Raw genomic sequence first — 23,691 nt, forward strand, 5'->3', positions numbered from 1 at the left:
GAGGCACAAAACCAACAAAATACACCGCCTCAAAATGAATGCCTATTGCATCTCTAATTTTAAGAAACGTGCGGTTTCGCTTTTCTTGTTTTTAATTAAATTTTCTGGGGTTCCCTCAAATAATACCTGACCACCCTCTTTTCCGCCTTCAGGACCGATATCAATCACCCAGTCAGCCGATTTCACAACATCCAGGTTGTGCTCGATAATCAACACGGTATTTCCCCGGTCTACCAATCGGTTGATTACGCCCATAAGCACGTTAACGTCTTCAAAATGAAGTCCTGTGGTAGGCTCGTCAAGAATGTAAAATGTATTTCCCGTATCTTTCTTGGAAAGTTCCGTGGCAAGCTTCACCCGTTGAGCCTCTCCGCCGGACAAGGTTGTAGAAGACTGGCCTAAGGTAATATAACCTAAACCGACATCTTGTAAGGTTTTGATTTTTCTGTAAATACTCGGTACGTTTTCAAAGAAATCGACCGCATCATTGATGCTCATGTCGAGTACATCTGAAATAGATTTACCCTTGTATCTTACCTCCAAAGTTTCTCGGTTATAACGCTTTCCGTGGCATGTTTCACAAGGAACCTGTACATCGGGCAGGAAGTTCATTTCAATGACTTTCAAGCCAGCACCCTGACAGGTTTCACAACGACCACCTTTGACATTGAACGAAAAACGACCCGGTTTATAGCCCCTGATTTTTGCTTCCGGAAGTTGAACGAACAAGGTGCGTATATCGGAGAATACACCAGTATACGTCGAGGGATTGGAACGTGGTGTACGACCTATCGGGCTCTGATCAATTTCAATAACTTTATCAATATGCTCCAGGCCTTCAATCTTTTTGAATGGAAGTGGGGTTGCTTTAGCCCGGAAGAAATGTTTATTCAGGATCGGGTAGAGCGTACCGGTGATTAAGCTGGACTTACCGGATCCCGAAACCCCCGATACAACGATCAATTTGCCGAGTGGAAATGTTACGGTCAGGTTCTTGAGATTATGCCCTGTAGCGCCATGAATCGACAGTGTTTTGTGATTGCCTTCACGACGTGTTTCGGGAATTTTAACTTCTTTTTTTCCATTGAGATAAGCTGCGGTCAGGGAGTCTGATTTTAAGATCTCCTTGGGCTGACCTTCCGCAACAACAGTGCCGCCATGGACACCCGCCGCCGGCCCCATGTCAATCACATAGTCTGCATGAAGGATCATGTCCTTATCATGCTCAACCACTAAGACCGAATTGCCAATATCACGCAGGTTTTTAAGTGCGTTGATAAGACGTTCATTGTCCCGCTGGTGTAGTCCGATACTCGGTTCATCCAAAATATAAAGCACATTGACCAGCTGTGAGCCGATCTGGGTCGCTAAACGGATCCGTTGTGCTTCGCCGCCAGATAATGTTTTTGCCGTACGATCCAGTGTCAGATAGTTTAACCCTACATCCAATAGAAAGCCCAAACGAGCCCTTATTTCTTTGAGTATTTCCGTCGCAATGACCAGCTGGCGTTCATCCAGCTTGCTTTCCACCTGATCGAACCATTCTTTTAATGCCGAGATATCTAATGTCGATAGTTCATGGATATTCTTGTCTGCGATCTTAAAATGCAATGATTCTTTCTTTAACCGCGCTCCTTCACAAGTTGGGCAGGTAACTTTGGTTCTGAAATCATCCAGCGAAGGCGCTTCATCCGAAGATTTACCGGAAAATTCCTCCAGCATTTTGAAGATCCCCTCAAATTCAACACGATACTCACGGGATCCGTAGCTCCCATAGGACACGGTGACAACAATAGGTTCTTCTTTATTGCCAAACAAAAGCTGGTCGATCTGCTCATCATTAAGTTTCTCCAACGGAGTTGTGACGGCAAAATCCAATTTTTTGGCTACGGCTTTAAGCACTTCAAACGTCCAGTTCTCCCGGGTGGGGCCCAACGGCGCCAGGCCTCCTTTCTGAATGCTGAGTTTCTTGTCGGGAATGACCGCATTTTTATCAATCTCGAAAATATAGCCTAATCCATCACATGTCGGACAGGCACCATAGGGTGAATTAAATGAGAATGTATTTGGCTGCGGTTCATCGTAGGAGATGCCGGATTCGGCATCCATCAGGTAACGGCTATAAAATTGCTCCTGATTGTCTTTGGTAGACACTTTGATAATGCCTTTCGCCGTTTTCATCGCTTGCATCACCGAGGTCTGCAAGCGCTTCTTATCTTCACGTTCTATTTTCAAACGGTCAACGACAATTTCAATATCGTGAATCTTATAGCGGTCCACTTGCATTTTGGGAATCAAATCCAATATTTCGCCATCCACACGCACTTTGACATACCCCTGTTTGCGAATTTGCTCAAAAAGCTCACGGTAATGACCTTTACGTCCCTTCACGACAGGAGCGAGGATATTGAGGGCTTGGCCTTCAAACTCATCCAGAATACGTTCGATCACCTGATCGTCAGACATACGCTCCATCTTTTTACCAGTGACATAGGAGAATGCTTCCCCGGCACGGGCAAACAAAAGGCGCATAAAATCGTATACTTCTGTAATTGTTCCGACAGTTGACCTTGGATTTTTGCTCGTTGTTTTTTGTTCAATGGAAATCACCGGACTCAAACCTGATATCTTGTCGACATCCGGACGTTCCATGCCGCCCAAAAATTGCCGGCTATAGGCACTAAAAGTTTCCATGTACCGACGTTGGCCCTCTGCATAGATGGTGTCAAAAGCCAAGGAAGATTTACCACTACCGCTTAAGCCAGTGATAACGACCAATTCATTTCTCGGAAAAGAAACATCTATATTTTTTAGATTGTGCGCACGCGCTCCAAATACCTGAACTTCACTCTGTTCGCCCAAATCCGGGCTTCTTTTTATTGCCATGAAAACTCCTTAAAACCCGTGTGAAAGGGATAAAATGCAAAACATGCAAAATTACAGATTTTTAAAGGAATTATGCGAGCATATCTGACTTTTGGAATAAAATGTGATATACATGTGATTTGGATATCCTGCGACAACCCGAGGATTTAAGAAAGTTACGAAGGTAATTGTTATCTTGGGGTCGGCTAAGGTGGCTATGGCAACTTGTAAGCCCTAATTTTGTACAGGACCTAAAAAATAAAAAATAAAACAGGAAGATACTTCGGTAAGTCGAAAATTTGCCGGATTAAAATCTTTGTTACTTATTCTTTGTTCTACAATATCAATACAATAACAATGCGAAAATACGACGTCAGCAAACAGGAAAAGCAATCCATCGAAGATATTGTCCAATTTTGGAAGAAGGAAAATTTATTGGATGAACAAAAGGCCGATGAACTGATGGATAGCCTCGACGTCAAAAGTTTCGATTGGGGACAGTTGGCCCGTTACGCCTTTTGGATTGCGCTGGCCTCCCTGGTATTTGCTGTTTTTTCGTTGTTTACAGATGCTTCTTTCCTTGCTTTCGTCGATACCCTTTACGAAGCACCCAATATTTTATTCTGCTTCTTTTTTGCGGCGGTCGCTGTCCTGTTTTACACGCTCGGCTTTCGCTACAAAAAACGTTATCCCTATAAGAACCTGTCCACGGAGACCATGATGCTGATCGGCGTATTCGGAACGGCAGCCTGCATTGGTTTTATGGGGAAGGTATTGGATAAGGATACCATGCATTATTCGCTCTTGTTTTTATTGTCCGTCGCAATCTACGGAATTCTCGCCGTAAAGCTCGATAGCAAGCTGATCTGGACCTTTATGCTATTGGCACTCGGTGTTTGGTTTGCCACCGAGACAGCTTACCATAGCAACTGGGGCTTTAAATTCTGGGGAATGAATTATCCCCTACGTTTTACGATTTTCGGTGCTATAATCACGGCGGCAGCTGTTTGGCTACAGCCACGATTTGAACGTTTACAGATATTTCAACCGGTCAGTTATATCATTGGGTTGATTTATCTTATGGTTTCTTTGTGGACACTATCTATCTTCGGCAACTATTCGGACTTTTATGAATGGACCACCGTACGCCAGTATCACATGTTTTATTGGGGGATTTTATCCACTGCGGTCTCGGCGTTTCTTGTAATTTATGGGTTAAAAGCGAAGGATAATGTCACCCGTGAGGTGGGATTTGTGTTTTTGGTATTGAATATTTATACCCGCTATGTGGAATATCTGTGGGATAATATCAATAGAGCCGTGTTTTTCTTGATCCTCGCAGTTTCTTTCTGGTTTGTCGGCCGTTGGGCAGAAAAGCTATGGAACAGACGAAAAGAAGAATTAGGAGGATAAATCCGATGGAATGCCTTGGGGTATAACATCGAAGACCTAAGCCGCATGTGCAGAACAGGGGATGATCGGCTTTGAGGCAACCTGCATATCAAAAATGAACGGTAAATCCTACGCCTCGATTTGAACTGATGCTCAGATTCGGGTCATGACTCAGGTGTTTTCGTATGCGGGTGATAAAAACGTCCATGCTTCTGCCGGTAAAAAAATCAGCGCTTCCCCATACCTTTTCAAGGATATCTTCGCGTGTCACGAGCTGACCGTTGTGTTGGCAAAGGAACAAAAGTAATTGTGCTTCCCGCTCGGTGAGCCTATATTGTTCCAAAGCATGACTCAGCAACAGTTGGTCGGGGAAAAATAGGTACGAACCAATTGGAATGGAACTCGGGGACACATTTTTTTGATTGCGCTTTAGTATATTTTGTATACGAAGTAACAATTCTTCGGGATCACAAGGCTTGGTAATATAATCGTCAGCACCGATTTTTAAACCAGTCAACTTATCGATCTTCTGCTCTTTGGCCGTTAAAAAGATAAAAGGAAGTGACGGGAAAAGTGTATTGATTTCTTTTGCCAGCGCAAAGCCGCTCACTTGGGGCAGCATCACATCCAGAATAATTAAATCATATCCCACAAGCTGCTGAAAGTCTGCCGTGAGCTCATTTGGCTGTGAAATCCATTCCACCTGAAAGTCCGAAAGCTCCAGATATTGTCTCAGCATAAATCCAAAATCCGGATCATCTTCTACCAACAATAGTTTATTCTTCATTTCTTTGTTTCATCTAACGGATATCTGGCCCTTATTTCCTGATCCATTATAAAGTTAATAATACGATTTTTATTCAAGTGCTGCTTCGCGGCACTTCGTGTGGTAACCTCTGCCGCTGATTGGCAATGTAGGCCAATGAAGTGAAAAATTAGCGCGGCAATAGCACCACAAAAGTTGTTCCTTGTTGCAATTTACTTATCACGCTAATCTTCCCCGCATATTTTTTGACAATGTTCCTAACCAAAAATAGACCAATTCCTAAGCCCTTTGTATCATGAATATTGTCTTTCTGGATACGGTAAAACTTTTCAAAAATATAGGGTAACTCGCTTTCTTCCATGCCCTGTCCGTTGTCTTTGACCTGAATGGATAGATAGTCTTTTTGTTCCTCAAAACGGATATTTAGTTGGGTGGCACCATATTTAACCGCATTATTCATCAGGTTTGAAAATAATGTCGCTGTATCTATTGGGTTAAGGCAAATTGGCAAGTTGAGGCTTGGTTCCACAATGAGTTTGATCGTTGGATTGCACAGCTGAAAATCACTAAAAATTGCCTGTAGTTCTTTCGCTGTTGTTGGGGATAAACTTGTTGCATTTTGACTTTCGTTCAATGGATCCAATGTTTGTTCCAAACGGCTCACTTGACGTTCAATGACGGCAACAATTGTATTATCGGGAGATTTTTGGAGGGTTCTGGCCGCTATTTTTAAGGTAGCAATCGGTGTTTTTAGCTCGTGCGAAATATTATCTACGACATCGTGCAACACCGCAATCTGTTTTTTTTGTTTCCTGAGGTTGTTAATTGTTCGGTAAAATAACCAGATAAAAGCCGCCAGGATCAATAAGGTGCTTAACAGCAGTGAGGTGAGCTCCTTAAATAGAATCCAGTTGAGATTGACCACCTCAAAAAAAGTCTTGCGCGGAACAGAAAAAACATATAGAATCTCCCTGCTTTGGATACTATCCTGAGTCCTGTTCGTTTCAGTTTTTTCCGTAAGCCATTTACTGCTGGATAATTCTGTAGGGTTATGGAAGGTACCCTTTGTGGTATACACGGTGATGGGGCCATCAACCAATGGGGTTGCCGCATCTTTATAATAAATACCTAATATTTCCTGCCGGAGGATGATATGCATGCCCAGTGGCCGGAATATACTGTCGACATATTTTGTTAACTCCGCGGATGTCTTCTGCGCGTGTGTTTTATATAAATTTTTTAAACCTTCTGCCGTGATCTCTTTTTTAACCAGTTTAATGTAATAATCACGGGCGATATCCTTGCTTAATAAGTTGTTGTCAAAAATAGAATCGGAGTCTTCTAATCTGTCCAGATTCTTTTTGATATCAGCGAATATTTCACGTTGTTTGAGCCGGTAGGTATTGTACAATTGATAACCTTGTATGCCAATGAGGATGGCAAAAAATAGGATGAAAAGGATAATATAATTTTTAGGTTTCAATTCCATATACAAATATAGCCGCTCCTAACGAAGATCATAGACCTTAACGCAGCATTAACTCTTCATTAACCATATTTAGCTGTGTTAATGAACAATTTTGGGACATTAAATACCGAAATATGAAATGCTTATTATTTTTGCTTGCAGCACCATTGTTCGTGACGGCACAGACTAAACAGGTCGGGGGACAGATCCGGAATGGTAACAAGGAGGCGCTGGCTGATGCCTCCATTGTTTTGTTGGACAGTACCTATCAACAGATCAGCGAAACAAAAACAGATCGTGCCGGGAAATTTGAAGTGTCATTGATGCAGCATAGCAAATACTATCTTAAAGCCTCGCATTTGAACTTTGGATCCCTTGAAATATTTTTTTACAGCGACACCATAAAGAGTCCCCTGATAGTGACACTTTTGCCAAAGGCGAAAGAACTTGCGGAAGTGAATGTGGTGGGTCGGCAACCGCGATTGATCCGTAAATTGGACCGTCTGGAATTTAATGTTCAAAATAGTAATCTCTCCGCACTTAACACCTGGGATATTCTCAAACGGACGCCTTTGGTAATGACCAACGGTTCGGACCTCCTGGTGCGGGGAAGCAAAAAGATCGCGGTGCTTATTAATGACCGTAAGGTGATGCTGAGCGGTGACGAACTGAAAACTTATTTGGAGAACACAGCCGGTAATGATGTACAATCCATCGAGGTGATTACCAATCCACCGGCAAAATATGAAGCGGATGGAAGCACGGTCATTAACATCAAGCTGTCCAAATCTACCTTATATGGTTATCGGGGTACCCTGCTGGCTCTGGCCGAAAAGAGTACGACCTGGAAACAGTTGTTTGGACTGACGCAGTATTATAAAAACGAAAAGTTCAATCTACGAGGGACATACAATTTTGGTCGCGGTACCTATGCCCGTTATGAAACAAACTATGTGTATTATCCCAAGGAACAGACCTCTTGGGAAGGGACAATGGACCGTTTCGATACCAATAATAGCCAAAATAGCTATGTGCTTTCGATGGACTATACGCCAGACTCAACATGGTCGGTCAATGCAGGCTTAAACGGTTATTATGGGCCAAGATCCTATGGTGTTTATGAAGTGCCCATGATAATCTATAACAAGGACCGGGTGCAGGAGTCCAGTTATTTTACAACAAATGACCATGAACGTTCCAACAAGACCAATAACCTCTATCTACAAGTGACGAAGAAACTCAGCCCTAAGTGGAGCATTAATTGGTCATCTTACTTTACGTCCAGCCATGCCAGCAATGATCAGGATGTCTTGACGGCATTGAATTTTAAAGGAGAAAAGCCGTCTAGCACACGTTTTATTAGTAATAATGACAGCAAAAATCGCCTTTTTTCCTCGCAAGTAGACGTTACAGGAAAGATAGGGGGACTGGAAGTAGAATTTGGTGGAAAGTTTAGTGCCGTAAAGACAACAAGTGACCTGCTATTTTCAGACGATGAATCTGGTACACTACAGCACCGACCGGACAAGAGCAGCCTGTTTGATTACAAAGAACGCAATGCGGCTTTATATACATCGTTTAACTATACCTGGAAGAAATGGAGCTGGAAAGCGGGATTAAGAGGGGAGTATACTGATTTGGAAGGCATTGTCTCAGAGCCCAAGGATATCAACAAGAAGGATTATATTGTGCTATTCCCGACGTTCTATATGCAATATGCATGGTCAGACCAACAGCAATTTGGGTTTTCCTATGGTAAGCGCATCAGCCGTCCCGCTTACTCCTGGCTCAATCCGGCGAAATCTTATTATAATCTGTTTTCCTATTTTCAGGGCGACCCACGTTTAAGGGCTACCATTGTACATAACCTCAACCTGACCTGGACAAAGAACAGCTGGAATGTGGATCTATTTTACCGGTTCGAGAAATGGCCTAATATGGAAATCGCCTTGCAGGATAACGTCAATCATCAACTGATCTTTCAATATACCAATATTAAGAAAGGGCAGGGGGCGGGGATAGATCTGGGCAAGAGTGTTCAGCTAACCTCCCGCTGGGGATTAAATCTTCAACTGGAAGGCATGTACAATGAGAATTATTTTATGGGATCTGATGCTCTGCTCCACAAGAATGACGTTTACATCGGTAATGGCAATATAAGTTCAAGCTATGTGCTGGACAAAAATGCCGGCTGGAATGTAGAACTTGGAAACAGTTTTACTTCACCGACTATTCAGGGGCCATTTCGGATTACAGGTTATTCCAGCACTTACTTGACCACCAACCGTAAATTTTTTAACAAAAAACTGGAAGTCAATCTGGCTTTTATGGATATTTTCAGGACTGAAAAAATGAGGATCTCGTCAAAGTATGCTGATCAGGATAATTATTTTGACGATTACCAAGATACAAGAAAGGTCAATGTGACGCTGCGGTATCACTTTGGAAATCAAAAAATCAAGAGCAGCAATCAGCCGACCAAGACCGAAGAGCAAAAAAGACTTTAGCCCATAAAAAATGCCTACACTTACATCCACAGATGGAATTAAAATCTGTAGCTGTCAGCGTAGGCACTATAAAAATATTAGTTTATTTTTAGCGAATATGTGATATTGATACCACCCGCAGCAAGCATATCATGTACTGAACAATATTTTTTCACGGCTAATTCCGCAGCTTTTGTTGCTTTGACTTCGTCGATGTCCCCTTTAAGGAAAAAGTTGATATGAATATCCGTAAACACCTGTGGAACCTCTTCGCGACGCTTTCCTTCTACTTCCACCTGGATATCGTCAATTTGCTGACGTTGTTTGACCAAGATACTATGTAGGTCGAAAACGCTACAGGAACCCAATGCCATCAATACCAGCTCCATGGGGCGAACACCTTTTCCTTCACCACCAATTGCTTCAGAGCCATCGATGTTCACTTTGACGGAAGATAATTCACTGCTGGCTTCGAAATGCACAGCTTGATTGACACGGTTTAATTTGATTTTCATAAGAATAATTATTTACGCGTATAGCACTTGTTTTTTTGCATTCATTCCATAGCAGCTTCTGCTGTCAAACCCCTCTTATAAAAGATTTATCGGATGCAACCTTCGAAGCGGATGAACATTAAACAAACATAAACATTTCTTGAACGTTGATGAATGACTTTGTTAAACAAAAATACGCATTGTTTCACAAAAAAAGGTCATCTGAATGTTCAATTCAAATGACCTTTTTTAGCCCTTTTTAGTTCATGTATAGCACTAAGGCAAGGCAACACCGCCATACTGGCTGACATTTACTTTTCCTAATTTGGTGCTATATTTTGCATTGATGGCGTCAACAAAAACATTGGCCATAATGGCATAGCCCATAGGCGTTAAGTGAACACCATCCAACGAGAATATATTACCGGTGATGTATTTATTGCTGATGGCGATACCGTTAATCTGATAGCCCGATTTTACCTTGTTCAGGAAACTATAGATATCGGCCACCGCAAGTTTTTTACTGTCAGCAACCTGTTTAATAATCGCGTTTAGCGCAACAATACGATCTTGGACCATTTTTGCCTCAGCCTCATCTAAGACAAAATTGTCACCAACAGGATTTTGTAGATATAGACCATAGGGGTACGGATTGACAATACCAGTTGCTGGGTCTTTAAGATCTTGTCGGCCCAGTAAACCCGCAGATGAAAACGGTAAGATAAACATGTCTTTATCCGTTGCTGCCCGAGGGGTAGTCTTTGTTTTGATATAGATATTCTCGAAAGGTGGCAATTTGGGGTCTTTTGCCGCTAATGCTGCATTAGCCCCGGCCAATAAGGCTTGACGGGTTACTGTCGTAAAATAAGGGACGGCAGTGACATCAGGAATGGTAGCGACAACCCCTTTTTGTTCTTTGTTGGTCAATTTAGTGATAAAGCTGGTATAACGCCCCGTAAAGTCCTGTTCGGAAATCAATGCGTTTGTAGCATCAGTGTGGACAGCACCGTTTGTGGCATAGCCCAGCACATCGTTATTTCCTAAGGAGAAGGAGAAAAATGTATGGTCTTTCGTGGTTGCGAAATCTACATAAGTTGTGGTAGCTGGCGCATTGTCTGGTAGCAATCGCTCAAAATAAGGATTCCCTTTTGTGGTACCTATTCCTGGCGCAAATGCCATATCCAAACGCATTCCCGGTACACCCAGATTATTGATGGGACCAGTGTACTTGATGTAAAGCGGCTTTTTGTCTTCGGTCTGCCCCCGGATAGCGAGGTGGTCAGTTACGGTGCCTAATTCTGGTTGACCGTTGACCAGCGCTTTTAAATATAAAAATCCGCTGCCATTATAGTTTTCCGCAGGAAAATAAGGCTGCAAAAATTCTCCGCCGCCCACCTTTTTCATCTCTTGCGCAAGCATATTCGGGAAAGATTGTTCCTGCCCCTTAAGACTAAGTCCACTATTGGCATAACCGGAAGTCAGGGAATTACCGACAGCAATATATTTGCTGAAATCCACATTTTCAGGATTTCCACCTTTGGTATCGAGGTCGATAGATGGCTTACAGGACGCAGCCAATGCCAGCGCCACAAAACCAATATAAAGCTTAATATTTTTTTGAAATCTTTTCATAATCTATTACCATTTATAGGTGAATGAAATTGAAGGGGCGTGAATATTTGTCTTGTAAGCGCCCTCGATTTGTGTGACGGGGCTTGTGACAGTGCGCTCTTTCAATTTTTGTAAAACATAAGCTGCGTGAAGGCTGAATTTGTCGTTGATGGCGTAAGACAAGCCCAGCGCACCCATGAGCCGGTCGTTGTCCGGAGTCTCTGCATATACATAGTCTTTATCAACCGGTGTTTTTACATATCCCACTCCGGCACGTACAGCTAACTTTTCGTTGGCTTTGTAATTCACCCCAACTTTTCCTGAAAATGCATTCTTATAATTTTTTATTTGCTCTGTATCCTGTAGCAGTGGGGTATTATCTGCATAATCAAAGACTAGCTTTTTATAGATATTGTATTGGATAAAAGTTCCGTCGGCAACAATATCCACTTTGTCACTCACCGGAACCGAGAGGCCGAGGTTAAGTGATGCTGGCAAAGGAAGTTCTGCGCTGAATTTGGTATCGGAAAACGAGGCTGCAACAGCATCAGGCACCGTAAATTCGGCATCACCCTTTTTCAGCTTTGTAACGACTTTTGACCGGTAAGATAAAGAGATCGCGACATTGTTGTCAAAGTTGTAATGCGCGCCGACGTTGTAACCTATACCCGTACCTGTACCCGTTAATTTGGCATGTGCAGAGGATCCGTCAGGTAAAAACAAAGGTAGTGACCTAGCGAGATCGACCATGCCAATGTTGTAAACAAAACCAGCACCTACGCTTAAGTTATCCGTCAATTTATAACTGATAGTGGGCTGGATGTAAATCGCACGCAATTTTAGATGGTTGAGTTCGTATTTTCCAGGCCAACTGTCTCCCCAGTCCACTGCTCCGCCATAAGGCGTATAGACACCCAGTCCAGCCTTCCAACGGGCATTGTCTGGCCCAAATGTTGCAAAAACAGAAAAAGGAGGAGTCACTTGCGAGCGCGTGTTATACACTTGATTGCTTCCTGATTCTTTGAAGGCTGATCGATACATTACCGCGGATATGCCTGCAGAAACTGCATTGTGGTCCATTTTTGCCAAACCTCCCGGGTTGTAGAATATACTTGTTTCGTCTGTGAACAGTGCAGATCCGGCACCAGCCATGCCTAATGCCCGTACGCCCTGTGTATTCACTTGAGACCCTTGTGCAAAGAGCAGTGATGGTGATGCACAAAGTATTGAGAATAATAATTTCTTCATACTAGTGTTTATTGTTGGTTAACGTTCCTCTTTAAAATACAATGCTAACATAGTAAATGTTTGGCTAATATTAATAAATGTTGTGTAATATTTTTTTTGCTCGTACCTTTAAGTGCAAGGAAACTAAAATTAAACAATCATATTTTATGGCTACAATCACTTTTAAGGGCAACCCAGTGAACACTAAAGGCAACTTACCACAAGTCGGTGAGCAGGCGCCTGATTTTAAATTAACTGCAGGCGATCTTTCCGATAAATCTTTAGCAGACTTTAAGGGAAAAAAAATTGTGTTAAATATTTTTCCAAGTGTAGACACCGGAACCTGTGCAGCTTCTGTACGTGCATTTAATAAAGAAGCATCGCAATTGGACAATACGGTTGTACTGTGTATCTCGAAAGATCTACCGTTTGCACAGGGGCGTTTTTGTGCCGCTGAAGGCTTGAACAATGTGGTGACATTATCCGAATATAAAGATTCGAATTTCTCTGATGCTTATCAATTGGCAATTGCTGATGGACCTTTAGCAGGCCTATTGAGCCGTGTCGTGATTACCTTGGATGAGAATGGAAAAGTATTGTATGAAGAACAAGTAGCGGAAATCGCAGACGAACCGAACTATGCGGCTGCTATTGCTTCATTGAACTAACTGGAAGGATAGGGGATGTTAAGAACAAATCTCATATCTCAGTACTAAAAACCAAATAATCGATAAAAAGCGTGCCTCAGCACGCTTTTTATCGATTATTTGGTTTTCTCTAAAGCCTGTAAGATATCGTTGATAATATCTTCCTGATCCTCCAAGCCAACAGACAAACGGATGCTGCCCGGTTGTATGCCCAGATTTAAACGCTCGTCTTCTGATAATTTGGAATGCGTCGTAGACGCCGGGTGCGTAGCGATTGACCGCGAGTCGCCTAAGTTGGATGTATATAAAATCATTTCCAGCTGGTCAACAAAAGCTTTCGCACGCTCAAAACCACCTTTAACAACCAGGGTAACTATACCACCACCGGCTTTCATCTGCTTCTTAGCGAGCTCATATTGTGGATGGCTTGGTAGAAAAGGATATTTTACATCTTCAATCTCCGGATGATTTTCTAGCGCTTGCGCCAGTGCGAGTGCATTGGAACAATGGCGATCCATACGGATTCCTAGGGTATCCAAACTTTTGGAAATAATCCAGGCATTAAAAGGTGACAATGCTGGGCCTGTATGACGGATAAAGAACATCAATTTGTCTATCAATTCCTGTTTTCCGACCACAATACCCCCCAAAACACGTCCCTGTCCATCCATATATTTTGTTGCTGAATGGATAACCAGGTCAAATCCATACTGAATTGGTTTCTGAAGATAAGGCGTTGCAAAACAGTTGTCGATCGAAAGAATGATATTCGGATATTTTTCTTTGAATTTACCCAGCCATTCCAGATCAACCAATTCCAACCCGGGGTTGGATGGTGATTCCAAAAATATAATTTTCGTATTTGGCTGTATGGCCTTTTCCCATTCCTCCGGATTAGCCGCATCTACGTAAGTTGTCGTAACACCCCAGCGCGGAAAAAGTTCGGTAAATAACTGATGGGTAGATCCAAATATTGCCCGTGAAGAAACGATATGATCTCCACTTTCAATAATTGCAGCAAAGGAAGCAAATACTGCCGCCATACCCGATGCGAAGGACAAACCTGCTTCGGCACCTTCCATAATACAGACCTTGTTGATAAATTCGGAAGTATTTGGGTTGGCATAGCGGGAATAAATCATTGCATCTTCTTCTCCAGCAAAGACCGCCCGACCTTGTTCAGCGCTGTCGAAGATAAAACTTGATGTGAGGTATAAAGGAGTCGAATGTTCGCGAAGTGCGGAACGATCGACCTGTTCACGTATGATTTTAGATTGATCTTTTTTCATGATGTGTAAAGTTACGAGATGAAATTTTAATATGGTATATTTCGCTGCTAAATAACTTGTTTTTGTCGAAAAAAAATTGGCTATTTCCTTGTCTTGTAATACAGTCTATCGTTTTCTTGTTTAGCGATGAAAAAGTGGGGTATTGATTACTCCAATAAATAAATAGAAAAAGAGCCCAGTTTTTGTTAACAACTGAGCTCTTTTTCTATTTATCGTCGGGCCGGACAATGCTGGCCAATGTCTGCGTCAACTATCTTGGCGAATATCATATTATTTCTTTACAAATTGCATCACGACAATATCGCCGGATATAAATGTCAATTCATTATCTCTGACATCGAAATTTGTTGTGGATTTTAAACCATTCATAAATTCGTTATAAGCGGCATTCTCACAGTGCATCATCGTAGAAATCAATTTATCGCCGATTTTAATGGAATTGCCTTTCTCACTTTCATAAGTACCACCGATGCCGTTACAGCCGTTGTTACCTTCTACTTTGTGCTCTTTGGTCGTGAATGTCAATGTCGGAACTTTGTCTTTGAAGAGGTCTTTGAGTCCTTTTCCTGCTGTTTCGGGTGTCGTAAGTGACTTAAGTTCCCAAGTTCCCTCCAGCGATGCATTATCCACCACACTTGGTTTTTGAACCGTGGTCGCGGTATCGCTGTTTCCCGTTGCTTCAGATTTTTTTCCTGTTGTGTTGCATGCAACAGTTGAAAACGCCAATGCAACTGTTAAAATCATTAAATTTACTTTCATAATCATTTTTAATAATATATAAACATTCCTTTTTCTGCCCTAGAGTGTGTAATTATCATGCCAATCTTTTCCCAATGGCATCCAACCACCTGCCGTAGTACAGCTAACTTCTTTATCCTCTATAAAATAACAGATCGGTATTTTTTGTTTGCACTTCAGGGCTGAAATAAGCTCAGTTTGATGGAATCATACTAAAAAAAGCACAACGATAACACTGCAAGAGATTATTTTGCTCTTTTAAGGGAATGTTTTATATCAATCGATTGATATGATTCAATAAGGCCAATTTTCTGTCCCAGCATGCTTTTGGGGTGTTTTTTGTCCGCTTTGAGTACGCAAATGTTACACGGATAATTTTATGAAACTTCTTATATTAGGACTTTACAACCTAATTTTCGAGTACTTATAATAAAGAATATGTTCACAATCTTGTTATCCTCCATCTTACTTTCCGGCGGTCATGTCGCCAAACCGGATACCTTAAAACCTTATGGGGCTTTACCGACCGAACGCCAATTAAAATGGCAGGAGATGGAAACCTACTGCTTGATCCATTATACCCCGACAACTTTTCAAAATAAAGAATGGGGCTATGGTGATGCACAGCCGGCTTTATTTAATCCTTCGGCATTTAATGCAAATCAGATTGCCAAAGCCGCAGCAGATGGTGGTTTTAAAGGTTTGATCAGCGTCGCAAAACACCATGACGGATTTTGTTTATGGCCCACAAAAACGACCTCCTATAGTATTGCCTCCTCGCCATGGAAAAATGGGAAGGGCGATATGGTAAAAGAATTTATGGAAGCGACACATCGCAATGGGATGAAATTCGGTGTGTACCTGTCAGCTTGGGACCGTCATGATGAACATTATGGTACACCGGCTTATGCAGATGCCTACAGGCAGCAGCTGACCGAATTGATGAGCAATTACGGGCCCTTGTTTACTTCCTGGCATGACGGTGCAAATGGCGGCGATGGTTACTACGGTGGACATGAAGGGAAACGGATCATTGACCGCACAACCTATTATGAATGGCATGAAAAGACCTGGCCAATTGTGCGCAAGCTTCAGCCCAATGCGGTGATATTCTCTGATATCGGTCCTGATATGCGCTGGGTCGGTAATGAACATGGCTTTGCCGCCGAAACTTCGTGGGCGACCTTTACGCCCATAGGACTCAATGGAAAGGTCGCGGTACCTGGTGCGACCGAATCGCATAATGCGGAATCGGGTGACCGGAATGGAAAATATTGGATCCCCGCAGAATGTGACGTGCCCCAACGTCCGGGATGGTTCTATCACGAGGAACAGAATAGCCGTGTAAAAACACCCAATCAACTGTTTGAAATCTATCTGAAATCCGTTGGTCGAGGTGCCAGTATGAATCTTGGTCTAGCACCAATGCCTTCAGGTACACTTCATGAAAATGATGTGAAATCCCTAAAGGCTTTTGGTAAAAAAATTAAAGAAACTTTCCATACCAATCTAGCAAAAGGTGCAACCATCACAGCCTCAAATACGCGTAATGGTGATTCCAAAACATATGCGACATCGTTGATTACCGATAATGACCGCTATAGCTATTGGGCTACCGATGATACAAAAACTTCGGCTACACTTGAAATCAAACTAAAGTCGGCTGCGACATTTGATCTTATCCAATTGCGTGAAAACATCAAACTGGGCCAACGGATCGACAGTGTTGCTATTGAACAATGGGCGGATAATGCATGGAAACCATTGGCCAGAGCGACTAGTATTGGTGCGAATCGCTTGATAAAACTTGAACAACCAACGACAACGGCACGCCTACGCTTACATATCTATGCTCCCGTAGCAATTACCTTGAGTGATTTTGGCTTATTTAAGGAATATAACGAAGCTTTCGCTTTTGATACAAAAGAGCTTAAAAAGCAAACGAACTTTAAATTGCAGGCAGGGACGGCGACCGATAAAGCATATATTACCGATGGCAACCCAAATACCTTTGCAAACGTAGGCAATCAAGGAGTCCTGGTCATTGAAACGAATGGTGCGACCTCGGGTATCGGTTTCCTTCCACGTCAGGATAAAAAAACTGGCGGCATTCCGACAAAGTATATCATTTCTACCAGTACGGATGGCAAAAAGTGGACAAGCATTAAGGAAGGCGAATTCTCCAATATCAAAGCAAATCCAATTTTGCAACAGGTATTTTTTGAAACAGATAGCAATACCAAGTTTATCAAATTTGAACCAAAGCAATTTATCGAAGGTAATGAGCTGACAATTGCGGAGCTTGAACTATATGCGAAATAGAATTTTAATGCTTCTCGTGGTCTGCATCTCGCAGACCACGCTTTCGTTTGCACAGCAAAATCCACTCGGTCTTTGGTATAGTAAACCGGCCAAAATATGGGAAGAGACGCTGCCCCTGGGCAATGGGCTGATCGGGATGATGCCTGATGGCAATCCAACGACGGAAAAAATTGTGCTGAATGAGATCAGTATGTGGTCCGGGAGCCCGGAGGACCCCAATAACTATGATGCACATAAAAATGTCAGTGCCATTCAGGCGCTATTGAAGGCCAGTAAAAATGACGAAGCTGAAAAACTGGTCAACGAAACCTTTGTCACCAAAGGCAAGGGCTCAGGTTTTGGAAATGGCGCCAATGTCCCTTATGGTTGTTACCAGTTGCTGGGGGATCTGCTTTTGCATTATCAATTGCCATCTGCTACTATTACCGATTACACACGATCATTGGATCTGACCACTGCGACGGCACAGACTTCTTTTCGTGCCGGAAAGACAAAAATTCAGCGAACTTACTATACCTCCTTTGACAAGAATGTCGGTGTTATTCAATTACATCAAAACAGCAGTGCGAGGCAGACCGTAGGTATTGCTTTCGCGCGGAAGGAAAATATAGACCGTTACAGCCTGTTGAACGATGGAATTTTGGTTGAAGGATCATTGCCGGATGGTAAAGGGAACAAAAACCTCAAATTTGCCGGCCTGCTGAAAGTGCAGGGTAAAAATCTGAAGGTCAGTAAAAAAGATCAGGTGCTGGAAGTTTCTGCGGAGGGTAATCTCTCTATTTATGTCACAGCAAGTACCTCTTATTATGGGCAAGATCCAAACGTTACCGTCCAGACGAACCTTGCTGCCTTGCAGTTATCCAATGCGGATAAAATGTACCGTAATCATGTGAATGCCTACCAAAAGATTTTTAACAGGGTTGAACTAAATCTCTTTGGGAATAAATCAAATACGCGTGTTCCGACCAATGAAAGAATCGCGAATTTTTATAAAGATCCAACGCAGGATCCGGATTTAGCGGCCATTTATTATCAGTATGGCCGTTATTTGAATATTTCGAGTTCGGCACCGAAAATTTCAAACTCCCTTCCGCCAAATTTGCAAGGGTTATGGGCTCATCAGATCCAGACGCCCTGGAATGGTGATTATCATCTGAATATCAATGCGCAGATGAATCACTGGGGTGTGGAGGTGAACAATCTCAGTGAATACCATCAGCCTTTTATTGAGTTGATCAAGCGGATAGCGAAAACAGGTGAGCAAACCGCGAAAGCTTATTATAATGCCCCCGGATGGGTCGTGTATATGATGACCAATGTTTGGGGCTACTCTGCTCCGGGCGAACAGGCTTCCTGGGGAGCAAGTACAGCGTCAGGATGGTTATGCAACCACCTCTGGGAGCACTATCTTTTTACCGGCGACCAAGGTTATCTGAAGGAGATCTACCCGATACTCAAGGGGGCGGCACAATTTTACGATCATACCTTAGTTCAGGATCCAAAAACAGGATGGTGGGTAACCTCGCCATCTGTATCACCGGAAAATGCGTTTCGGATGTCCAATGGAAAGGTGGCAGCGGTAGTGATGGGCCCGACAATAGACAACCAGATCGTGCGTGAACTATACCAGGCAGTGATTCAGGCCGATTCTATTCTGGCAATCAAAGATAGCTTTGCCACCAGTTTGAAAGGAAAACTAAAAGCGATTCCCCCGCCGGTAGTGATCAGTCAATCCGGGCGTGTGATGGAATGGCTCGAAGATTATCAGGAGGTTGAGCCTAAGCACCGCCATGTCTCCCATCTCTATGGCTTGTACCCTGCGGCATTTATTTCTCCTCAGACGACACCGGCTTGGGCTGAAGCTGCGCGCAAGACACTTGCCGTAAGAGGAGATGAAGGGACAGGATGGTCCAGAGCCTGGAAAATCTTGTTCTGGGCAAGATTACAAGATGGCGATCATGCTCTGGAAATTCTTCGCCAGTTGCTCAAACCTGCTTTTTCCAATGAAACAACATATCAGGGTGTCGGAGCGGGAACCTATCCTAACTTATTCTGTGCCCACCCACCATTTCAGATTGATGGCAATTTTGGTGGTGCTGCCGGGATCGCGGAGATGCTGATACAAAGCCACAATGGCTACATACATCTGCTACCGGCTCTGCCTAAAGCTTGGTCTAAGGGACAGGTCAAAGGACTGAAGGCCAGAGGAAATTATACGGTTGATATGAGCTGGGAAAATGGAAAAATTATCGCGCTTAAAATAAAAGGAAAAAAAGGAAATGTTCGCATATTTGAAAACGGAACCTACAAGGATTATAAAGTCCGCTAGTTATTTTTGCTTTCTATTTATTTTTCTGGGAGCAGCTGCTTGTTCCCAGAAGACAGATAAAGCCAAGAAAGAAGAGCTGTTGAAGACGTTCGCGTACAAAATAACTGGGCAAACAAGTGCTACGGAGGGGAGCTCAGTGACCCTCATCGATCCTGAAAATAAAATGCAACAGTTTACAAAAACAAGTGTAACGAACGGGCAATTTGTCTTAGAAGGTGAATTGGCAATGACTGGTTTCTATGCAATTCAGATCAATGGTGGAGAGCCTTACATCCTGTTTTTGGAAGGTGGAAGTGACTATGAACTGAAAGAAAATAAAGGGGGCATTACCTTGACTACAACCTCCAGTAATGCAACGGATTTTGTTCAGTTTACGGAACGCTATCGCCAGCGTGAAAAAGAAGAAAAATTGAAGGAGGAAAATAAGATCGCCAGAATAGGTGGATTAAATGGGCAGCTCTCCGCGATGGCTCTCCGCAATGATGGATCTTACGAGAAAACTATTGACGAAATACAGCGATTGTCAGCTCGTAAACCTTACAATCTTCGCAGTTTATATGCTGATTTTATCCTTGATAGTACACATCAATCGTCTTTAGTTCTCCCTTACTTTTTCAAATATGTCTCCATCGATGCGGATAACTTCAAAAAATTTGATACTGCACTACAACGTTTCGATGCGACTCTGCAAAAACATCCTTATTATAAATTTGCGCGTGAGAAAGTAGACCGGGTGAAAGATTTTTACCAGAATATGCCCGTCTTTCCACCCATCACACCAATGAATGTTCAACGGGATTCGCTAAAAATCAGTGAATTTTCAAATGCCAAGATGTTGATCGCCGCGTTCTGGAAAGCAGCCAGTAAATATAGTGTTTCTGATGTTACTGAACTACGCAAAAAAGAAACGCAGTTAAAGGCAATGGGAGTGCGGGTTATTTACTTTTCTTTGGATGCTGATCAAGATGCCTGGATCAAAACCAGCAACTCCCTCGCTTTGGGGCCTCATAGCTATTATTTAAATACAAATGATCGGGCAACAATGGAAAATGACTTTGGTATAGACCGTTCGCCAAGTTATTTATGGATCAATCCACAGACCTTCAAAATCTTGTCACTCACTGGTGAAGATCCGACTTTACCGAAGTTCATTGCTAAGGTTGAGGAGTTTTTGGTTAAAAATTAACGATTATTGTCTTAAAAAATGGTATATTTGAATTAACGGTTTAATATTTGTTATTTCAATAGACGATGAAAGTTGTTCAATTTACGGTTCCGGTGGTCTATCAAGGATCTATTTGTGTGCAGGAAGATATCTTACCCTCCTTCTATAGTAATTACCATCGGCATAAAGAGATCCAACTGACCTATATCTTAAAAGGGCGGGGGACCTTTATGATCGGCAACTTTACCCACAGTTTTGAAGAGGATGAAATCTATATCGTTGATGCAGATGAACCGCACATGTTTAAAACTGGAGAGGATATCAAGGATGGCATTCATGCGATTCATATTTTCTTCGATTATGAACATTTTAAATCTTTTCTGGATTTCCCTGAATTTGACGATGTCAAATATTTTTTGGAACATATCAATGTCAGTAAGAAATTGGATGCCGAACATGCTGTCGCACTAAAAGATAAATTTGTCCAGATCAATACAAGTGCCGGAATAGATCGCTTATTATCCTTTGTCAAGCTGATTAATTTTTTGAGTAAAAAGGTCGATCAATGGACCTCCTTATATACAGGTATCCCCCAGAAGAAATTTTCGGATGCGGAAGGCTTGCGCATCAACGAAATATTTCAATATACCTTTCAGCATTTTGGCGATAAAATCTCCCTTGAAGATATAGCAGCAGTAGCTCACATGACTCCCCACGCATTTTGTAAGTATTTTAAAAAACACACGCGCAAGACGTATGTGACCTTCCTGAATGAGATCCGAATTGAACGAGCCTGTAAGATGCTGATTGACGAATCGTCTGAAAGCGTTTCCAATATTGCATTTAAAACAGGGTTCAACAATGTGGTCAATTTTAACAGGGTGTTTAAAAAGATTACAAAACATTCACCAAGTGAATATGTGCAGGAACATCGGATGCGGGATTAAGCCATCCTTGGTACACTAAAAATATTGTTGGAAAGAGGTGTCTCGTATGACGTTACAGATCCCGTCAGTGGACAATATCGGAGAAGCACTCGGCAATAAAATGTAACGATTAGGGATACGAAAACCTTAAATTTGGAGTCTAACGATTGTTACTCCGATGAATAAAAACTTAATTTTTATCCTGTTTGCGTTATTAGGCTATCTGATCCCGGCAACAGCCCAATCTCAAAATTTCAAGATTGACACCTTACAATACCAAGGAACAGCAAACAATATCGTGAACTTGGTTATTTTGGGCGACGGCTACACAAAAGATCAACTAGAGGATTATGCGGCAGATTCCAAGCAGTTCACAAATTATTTTTTTTCAATAGAACCTTTTAAACAATACAGCAGTTTCTTTAATGTATTTGCTATTCGGACGATATCCGAAGAATCCGGTGCTACACATGATTGCAAAGCAAGTGACTGCGTACAAGGGGATACCGATCTTGGTAAATTTCCAAAACGCTATAATAAATTCGCCAGAGATCATGCTGTGCCAGTCACGCATCCCAAAACAATTTTCGGCAGCAGCTTTGACAACGGTGGACTGCACCGTCTCGTGGTGCCTCAAAAAAATGAGCGTATTGAAGAAGTGTTAAAAACACATATCCCCAATTATACACAAGTTGTAGTATTGGTCAATTCACCATTTTATGGCGGATCGGGAGGGAAGTGGGCCACCTCAACGGTCAACTTTAAAAGCAATGATATCGCTGTCCACGAGATCGGGCATTCGTTTGCTCAGCTGGCTGATGAATATTGGGCAGGAAATCAATATGCCATCGAATCTGTCAATCGTTCCCAAACGGCTGATGTAAATGCCGTTCCCTGGAAATATTGGCTTGGAAAAGACGGCGTAGGTATCTATTCTTATGGCGGGAAAGGATCCCCGTCAACTTGGTTCAGACCGCATGAATACTGCAAAATGCAATACCTTTTGGCGCCGTTTTGTCCCGTTTGTCAAGAACAGTTCGTGGCTTCAATAAAGCGAAAATCGAGCCCCTTTATTGCTGTGAAACCAATATTAAATAATGTGCTGACCTTAGACAGTGTGCAGAAATTTACTTTGCGCTTAGCAAAACCTTCACCGAATACATTTAAGCTGATATGGTCTCTAAATAATGAAACCATTGCCCAAAATATAGATTCGATCTACCTGGATCCCGGAATGCTGCATAGCGGCGCAAATGAACTGAAAGTAATTATTCAGGATACGACAGATCTGCTTCGGAACCCGAGCTATCTGAACTATAGAGATTCTATTGTATGGAAACTTAATCAGCTTCAATCCAATGCGCTTGCCAAACCCACCAATCGCTGGGCGGATACATTGGAAACCTGTTTTGGGGGCGATCAGGTACTTACGGTCAAAATGCCCGTTGCAGGACTTGAATATCGCTGGTATGAGACAGCGAGCGGTATACCTATCGGAACCGGAACAAATGTCTTTATCCGAAATCTTTCGCAGTCAAAAAAATATCATGTTGTCGCACATTGGAAAGACAAAACTTCACAACCATCGGAAATCCTATTGAAAACATTGGCCAAAGTAGAAAAACCCAAGGACATCCGTATCAGGATTGACAAAAAGAAAAATAAGGTGCAGTTGACCGTACAGGAAAAACCGGATACACGCTATAACTATATCTGGTTGAATGCAGATGGTAGCCCGATTTACGAATGGGATGCGTTCAATGGGGAATATGTGCGTCCAACGGGTGCAAATAATAAACTTGTTCTCGATCGCTCCGCGACTGTCCGAAAAGTTTATGTCCAAAAAGTAGATAAAGAGACGACCTGCAAGAGTGATCGAACGGAAGTAATTTTTTAGTTACAGTGTTGATGGCTAATGATTTATAAGTTAATTTTAATCTGCCGGTTAGTTAACTTATAAATCATT

At 42.4% G+C, this 23,691-nt stretch carries 16 protein-coding genes; 8 read left to right on the plus strand and 8 right to left on the minus strand.

What is annotated here, in order from left to right:
- Positions 1-42: 42 nt before the first annotated feature.
- Positions 43-2,886: an excinuclease ABC subunit UvrA gene (uvrA, locus tag DCO56_RS16360; RefSeq protein ID WP_108634835.1), complete on the minus strand. Its 2,844-nt coding sequence runs from the start codon at positions 2,884-2,886 to the stop codon at positions 43-45.
- Positions 2,887-3,222: 336 nt separating this feature from the next.
- Here uvrA and DCO56_RS16365 point away from each other — a divergent pair, with 336 nt between their 5' ends.
- Entirely contained in the window at positions 3,223-4,278 is a 1,056-nt protein-coding gene (locus DCO56_RS16365) for a DUF2157 domain-containing protein (protein WP_108634836.1), read from the plus strand.
- A gap of 88 nt (positions 4,279-4,366) precedes the next feature.
- Here DCO56_RS16365 and DCO56_RS16370 read toward each other — a convergent pair whose 3' ends face one another.
- Complete coding sequence (locus DCO56_RS16370) at positions 4,367-5,044, minus strand: response regulator transcription factor (RefSeq protein ID WP_108634837.1); 678 nt, start codon at positions 5,042-5,044, stop codon at positions 4,367-4,369.
- 148 nt (positions 5,045-5,192) lie between these two features.
- Positions 5,193-6,512: a sensor histidine kinase gene (locus DCO56_RS16375; RefSeq protein WP_108634838.1), complete on the minus strand. Its 1,320-nt coding sequence runs from the start codon at positions 6,510-6,512 to the stop codon at positions 5,193-5,195.
- Positions 6,513-6,625: 113 nt separating this feature from the next.
- Between DCO56_RS16375 and DCO56_RS16380 the strand changes: the two genes are divergently transcribed.
- The gene (locus tag DCO56_RS16380) at positions 6,626-8,998 is read left to right on the plus strand and encodes an outer membrane beta-barrel family protein (RefSeq protein WP_108634839.1); all 2,373 of its coding nucleotides are present in this window, start codon (positions 6,626-6,628) and stop codon (positions 8,996-8,998) included.
- A gap of 77 nt (positions 8,999-9,075) precedes the next feature.
- Here DCO56_RS16380 and DCO56_RS16385 read toward each other — a convergent pair whose 3' ends face one another.
- The 3 genes from DCO56_RS16385 to DCO56_RS16395 form a co-directional block, all read right to left on the minus strand.
- Positions 9,076-9,492 (minus strand): OsmC family protein, encoded by a 417-nt coding sequence (locus DCO56_RS16385; RefSeq protein ID WP_104383749.1) that lies wholly within the window; start codon positions 9,490-9,492, stop codon positions 9,076-9,078.
- A 255-nt stretch (positions 9,493-9,747) separates the two neighbouring features.
- Positions 9,748-11,103, minus strand: coding sequence for an SGNH/GDSL hydrolase family protein (locus DCO56_RS16390; RefSeq protein WP_108634840.1), 1,356 nt, complete (start codon positions 11,101-11,103; stop codon positions 9,748-9,750).
- 6 nt (positions 11,104-11,109) lie between these two features.
- Positions 11,110-12,330 (minus strand): OmpP1/FadL family transporter, encoded by a 1,221-nt coding sequence (locus DCO56_RS16395; RefSeq protein WP_108634841.1) that lies wholly within the window; start codon positions 12,328-12,330, stop codon positions 11,110-11,112.
- Positions 12,331-12,476: 146 nt separating this feature from the next.
- On the opposite strand from DCO56_RS16395, the gene tpx reads away from it, so the two are divergent.
- Positions 12,477-12,977: a thiol peroxidase gene (gene tpx, locus DCO56_RS16400; protein ID WP_108634842.1), complete on the plus strand. Its 501-nt coding sequence runs from the start codon at positions 12,477-12,479 to the stop codon at positions 12,975-12,977.
- 95 nt (positions 12,978-13,072) lie between these two features.
- Here tpx and DCO56_RS16405 read toward each other — a convergent pair whose 3' ends face one another.
- Both DCO56_RS16405 and DCO56_RS16410 read right to left on the minus strand, forming a co-directional pair.
- Positions 13,073-14,245 carry a trans-sulfuration enzyme family protein gene (locus DCO56_RS16405; RefSeq protein WP_108634843.1) on the minus strand — a complete coding sequence of 391 codons (1,173 nt, stop codon included), beginning with the start codon at positions 14,243-14,245 and terminating at the stop codon, positions 13,073-13,075.
- A 270-nt stretch (positions 14,246-14,515) separates the two neighbouring features.
- Positions 14,516-15,004: an META domain-containing protein gene (locus DCO56_RS16410; RefSeq protein WP_181390581.1), complete on the minus strand. Its 489-nt coding sequence runs from the start codon at positions 15,002-15,004 to the stop codon at positions 14,516-14,518.
- Between the two features lie 417 nt (positions 15,005-15,421).
- Here DCO56_RS16410 and DCO56_RS16415 point away from each other — a divergent pair, with 417 nt between their 5' ends.
- From DCO56_RS16415 to DCO56_RS16435, 5 genes are all read left to right on the plus strand, one after another.
- Positions 15,422-17,305 (plus strand): alpha-L-fucosidase, encoded by a 1,884-nt coding sequence (locus DCO56_RS16415; RefSeq protein ID WP_108634845.1) that lies wholly within the window; start codon positions 15,422-15,424, stop codon positions 17,303-17,305.
- Positions 17,295-19,634 carry a glycoside hydrolase family 95 protein gene (locus DCO56_RS16420; protein WP_108634846.1) on the plus strand — a complete coding sequence of 780 codons (2,340 nt, stop codon included), beginning with the start codon at positions 17,295-17,297 and terminating at the stop codon, positions 19,632-19,634. Before DCO56_RS16415 ends, DCO56_RS16420 begins: the two co-directional genes overlap by 11 nt.
- Positions 19,635-19,713: 79 nt before the next feature.
- Complete coding sequence (locus tag DCO56_RS16425) at positions 19,714-20,820, plus strand: hypothetical protein (RefSeq protein ID WP_181390582.1); 1,107 nt, start codon at positions 19,714-19,716, stop codon at positions 20,818-20,820.
- Between the two features lie 65 nt (positions 20,821-20,885).
- A complete protein-coding gene (locus tag DCO56_RS16430; protein ID WP_108634848.1) occupies positions 20,886-21,746 on the plus strand; it encodes a helix-turn-helix domain-containing protein in 861 nt (286 codons plus the stop codon).
- A 157-nt stretch (positions 21,747-21,903) separates the two neighbouring features.
- Positions 21,904-23,622 (plus strand): M64 family metallopeptidase, encoded by a 1,719-nt coding sequence (locus DCO56_RS16435; protein WP_245935850.1) that lies wholly within the window; start codon positions 21,904-21,906, stop codon positions 23,620-23,622.
- Positions 23,623-23,691: the final 69 nt, after the last annotated feature.

This window comes from Sphingobacterium athyrii, assembly GCF_003071065.1.
GTDB lineage: Bacteria > Bacteroidota > Bacteroidia > Sphingobacteriales > Sphingobacteriaceae > Sphingobacterium > Sphingobacterium athyrii.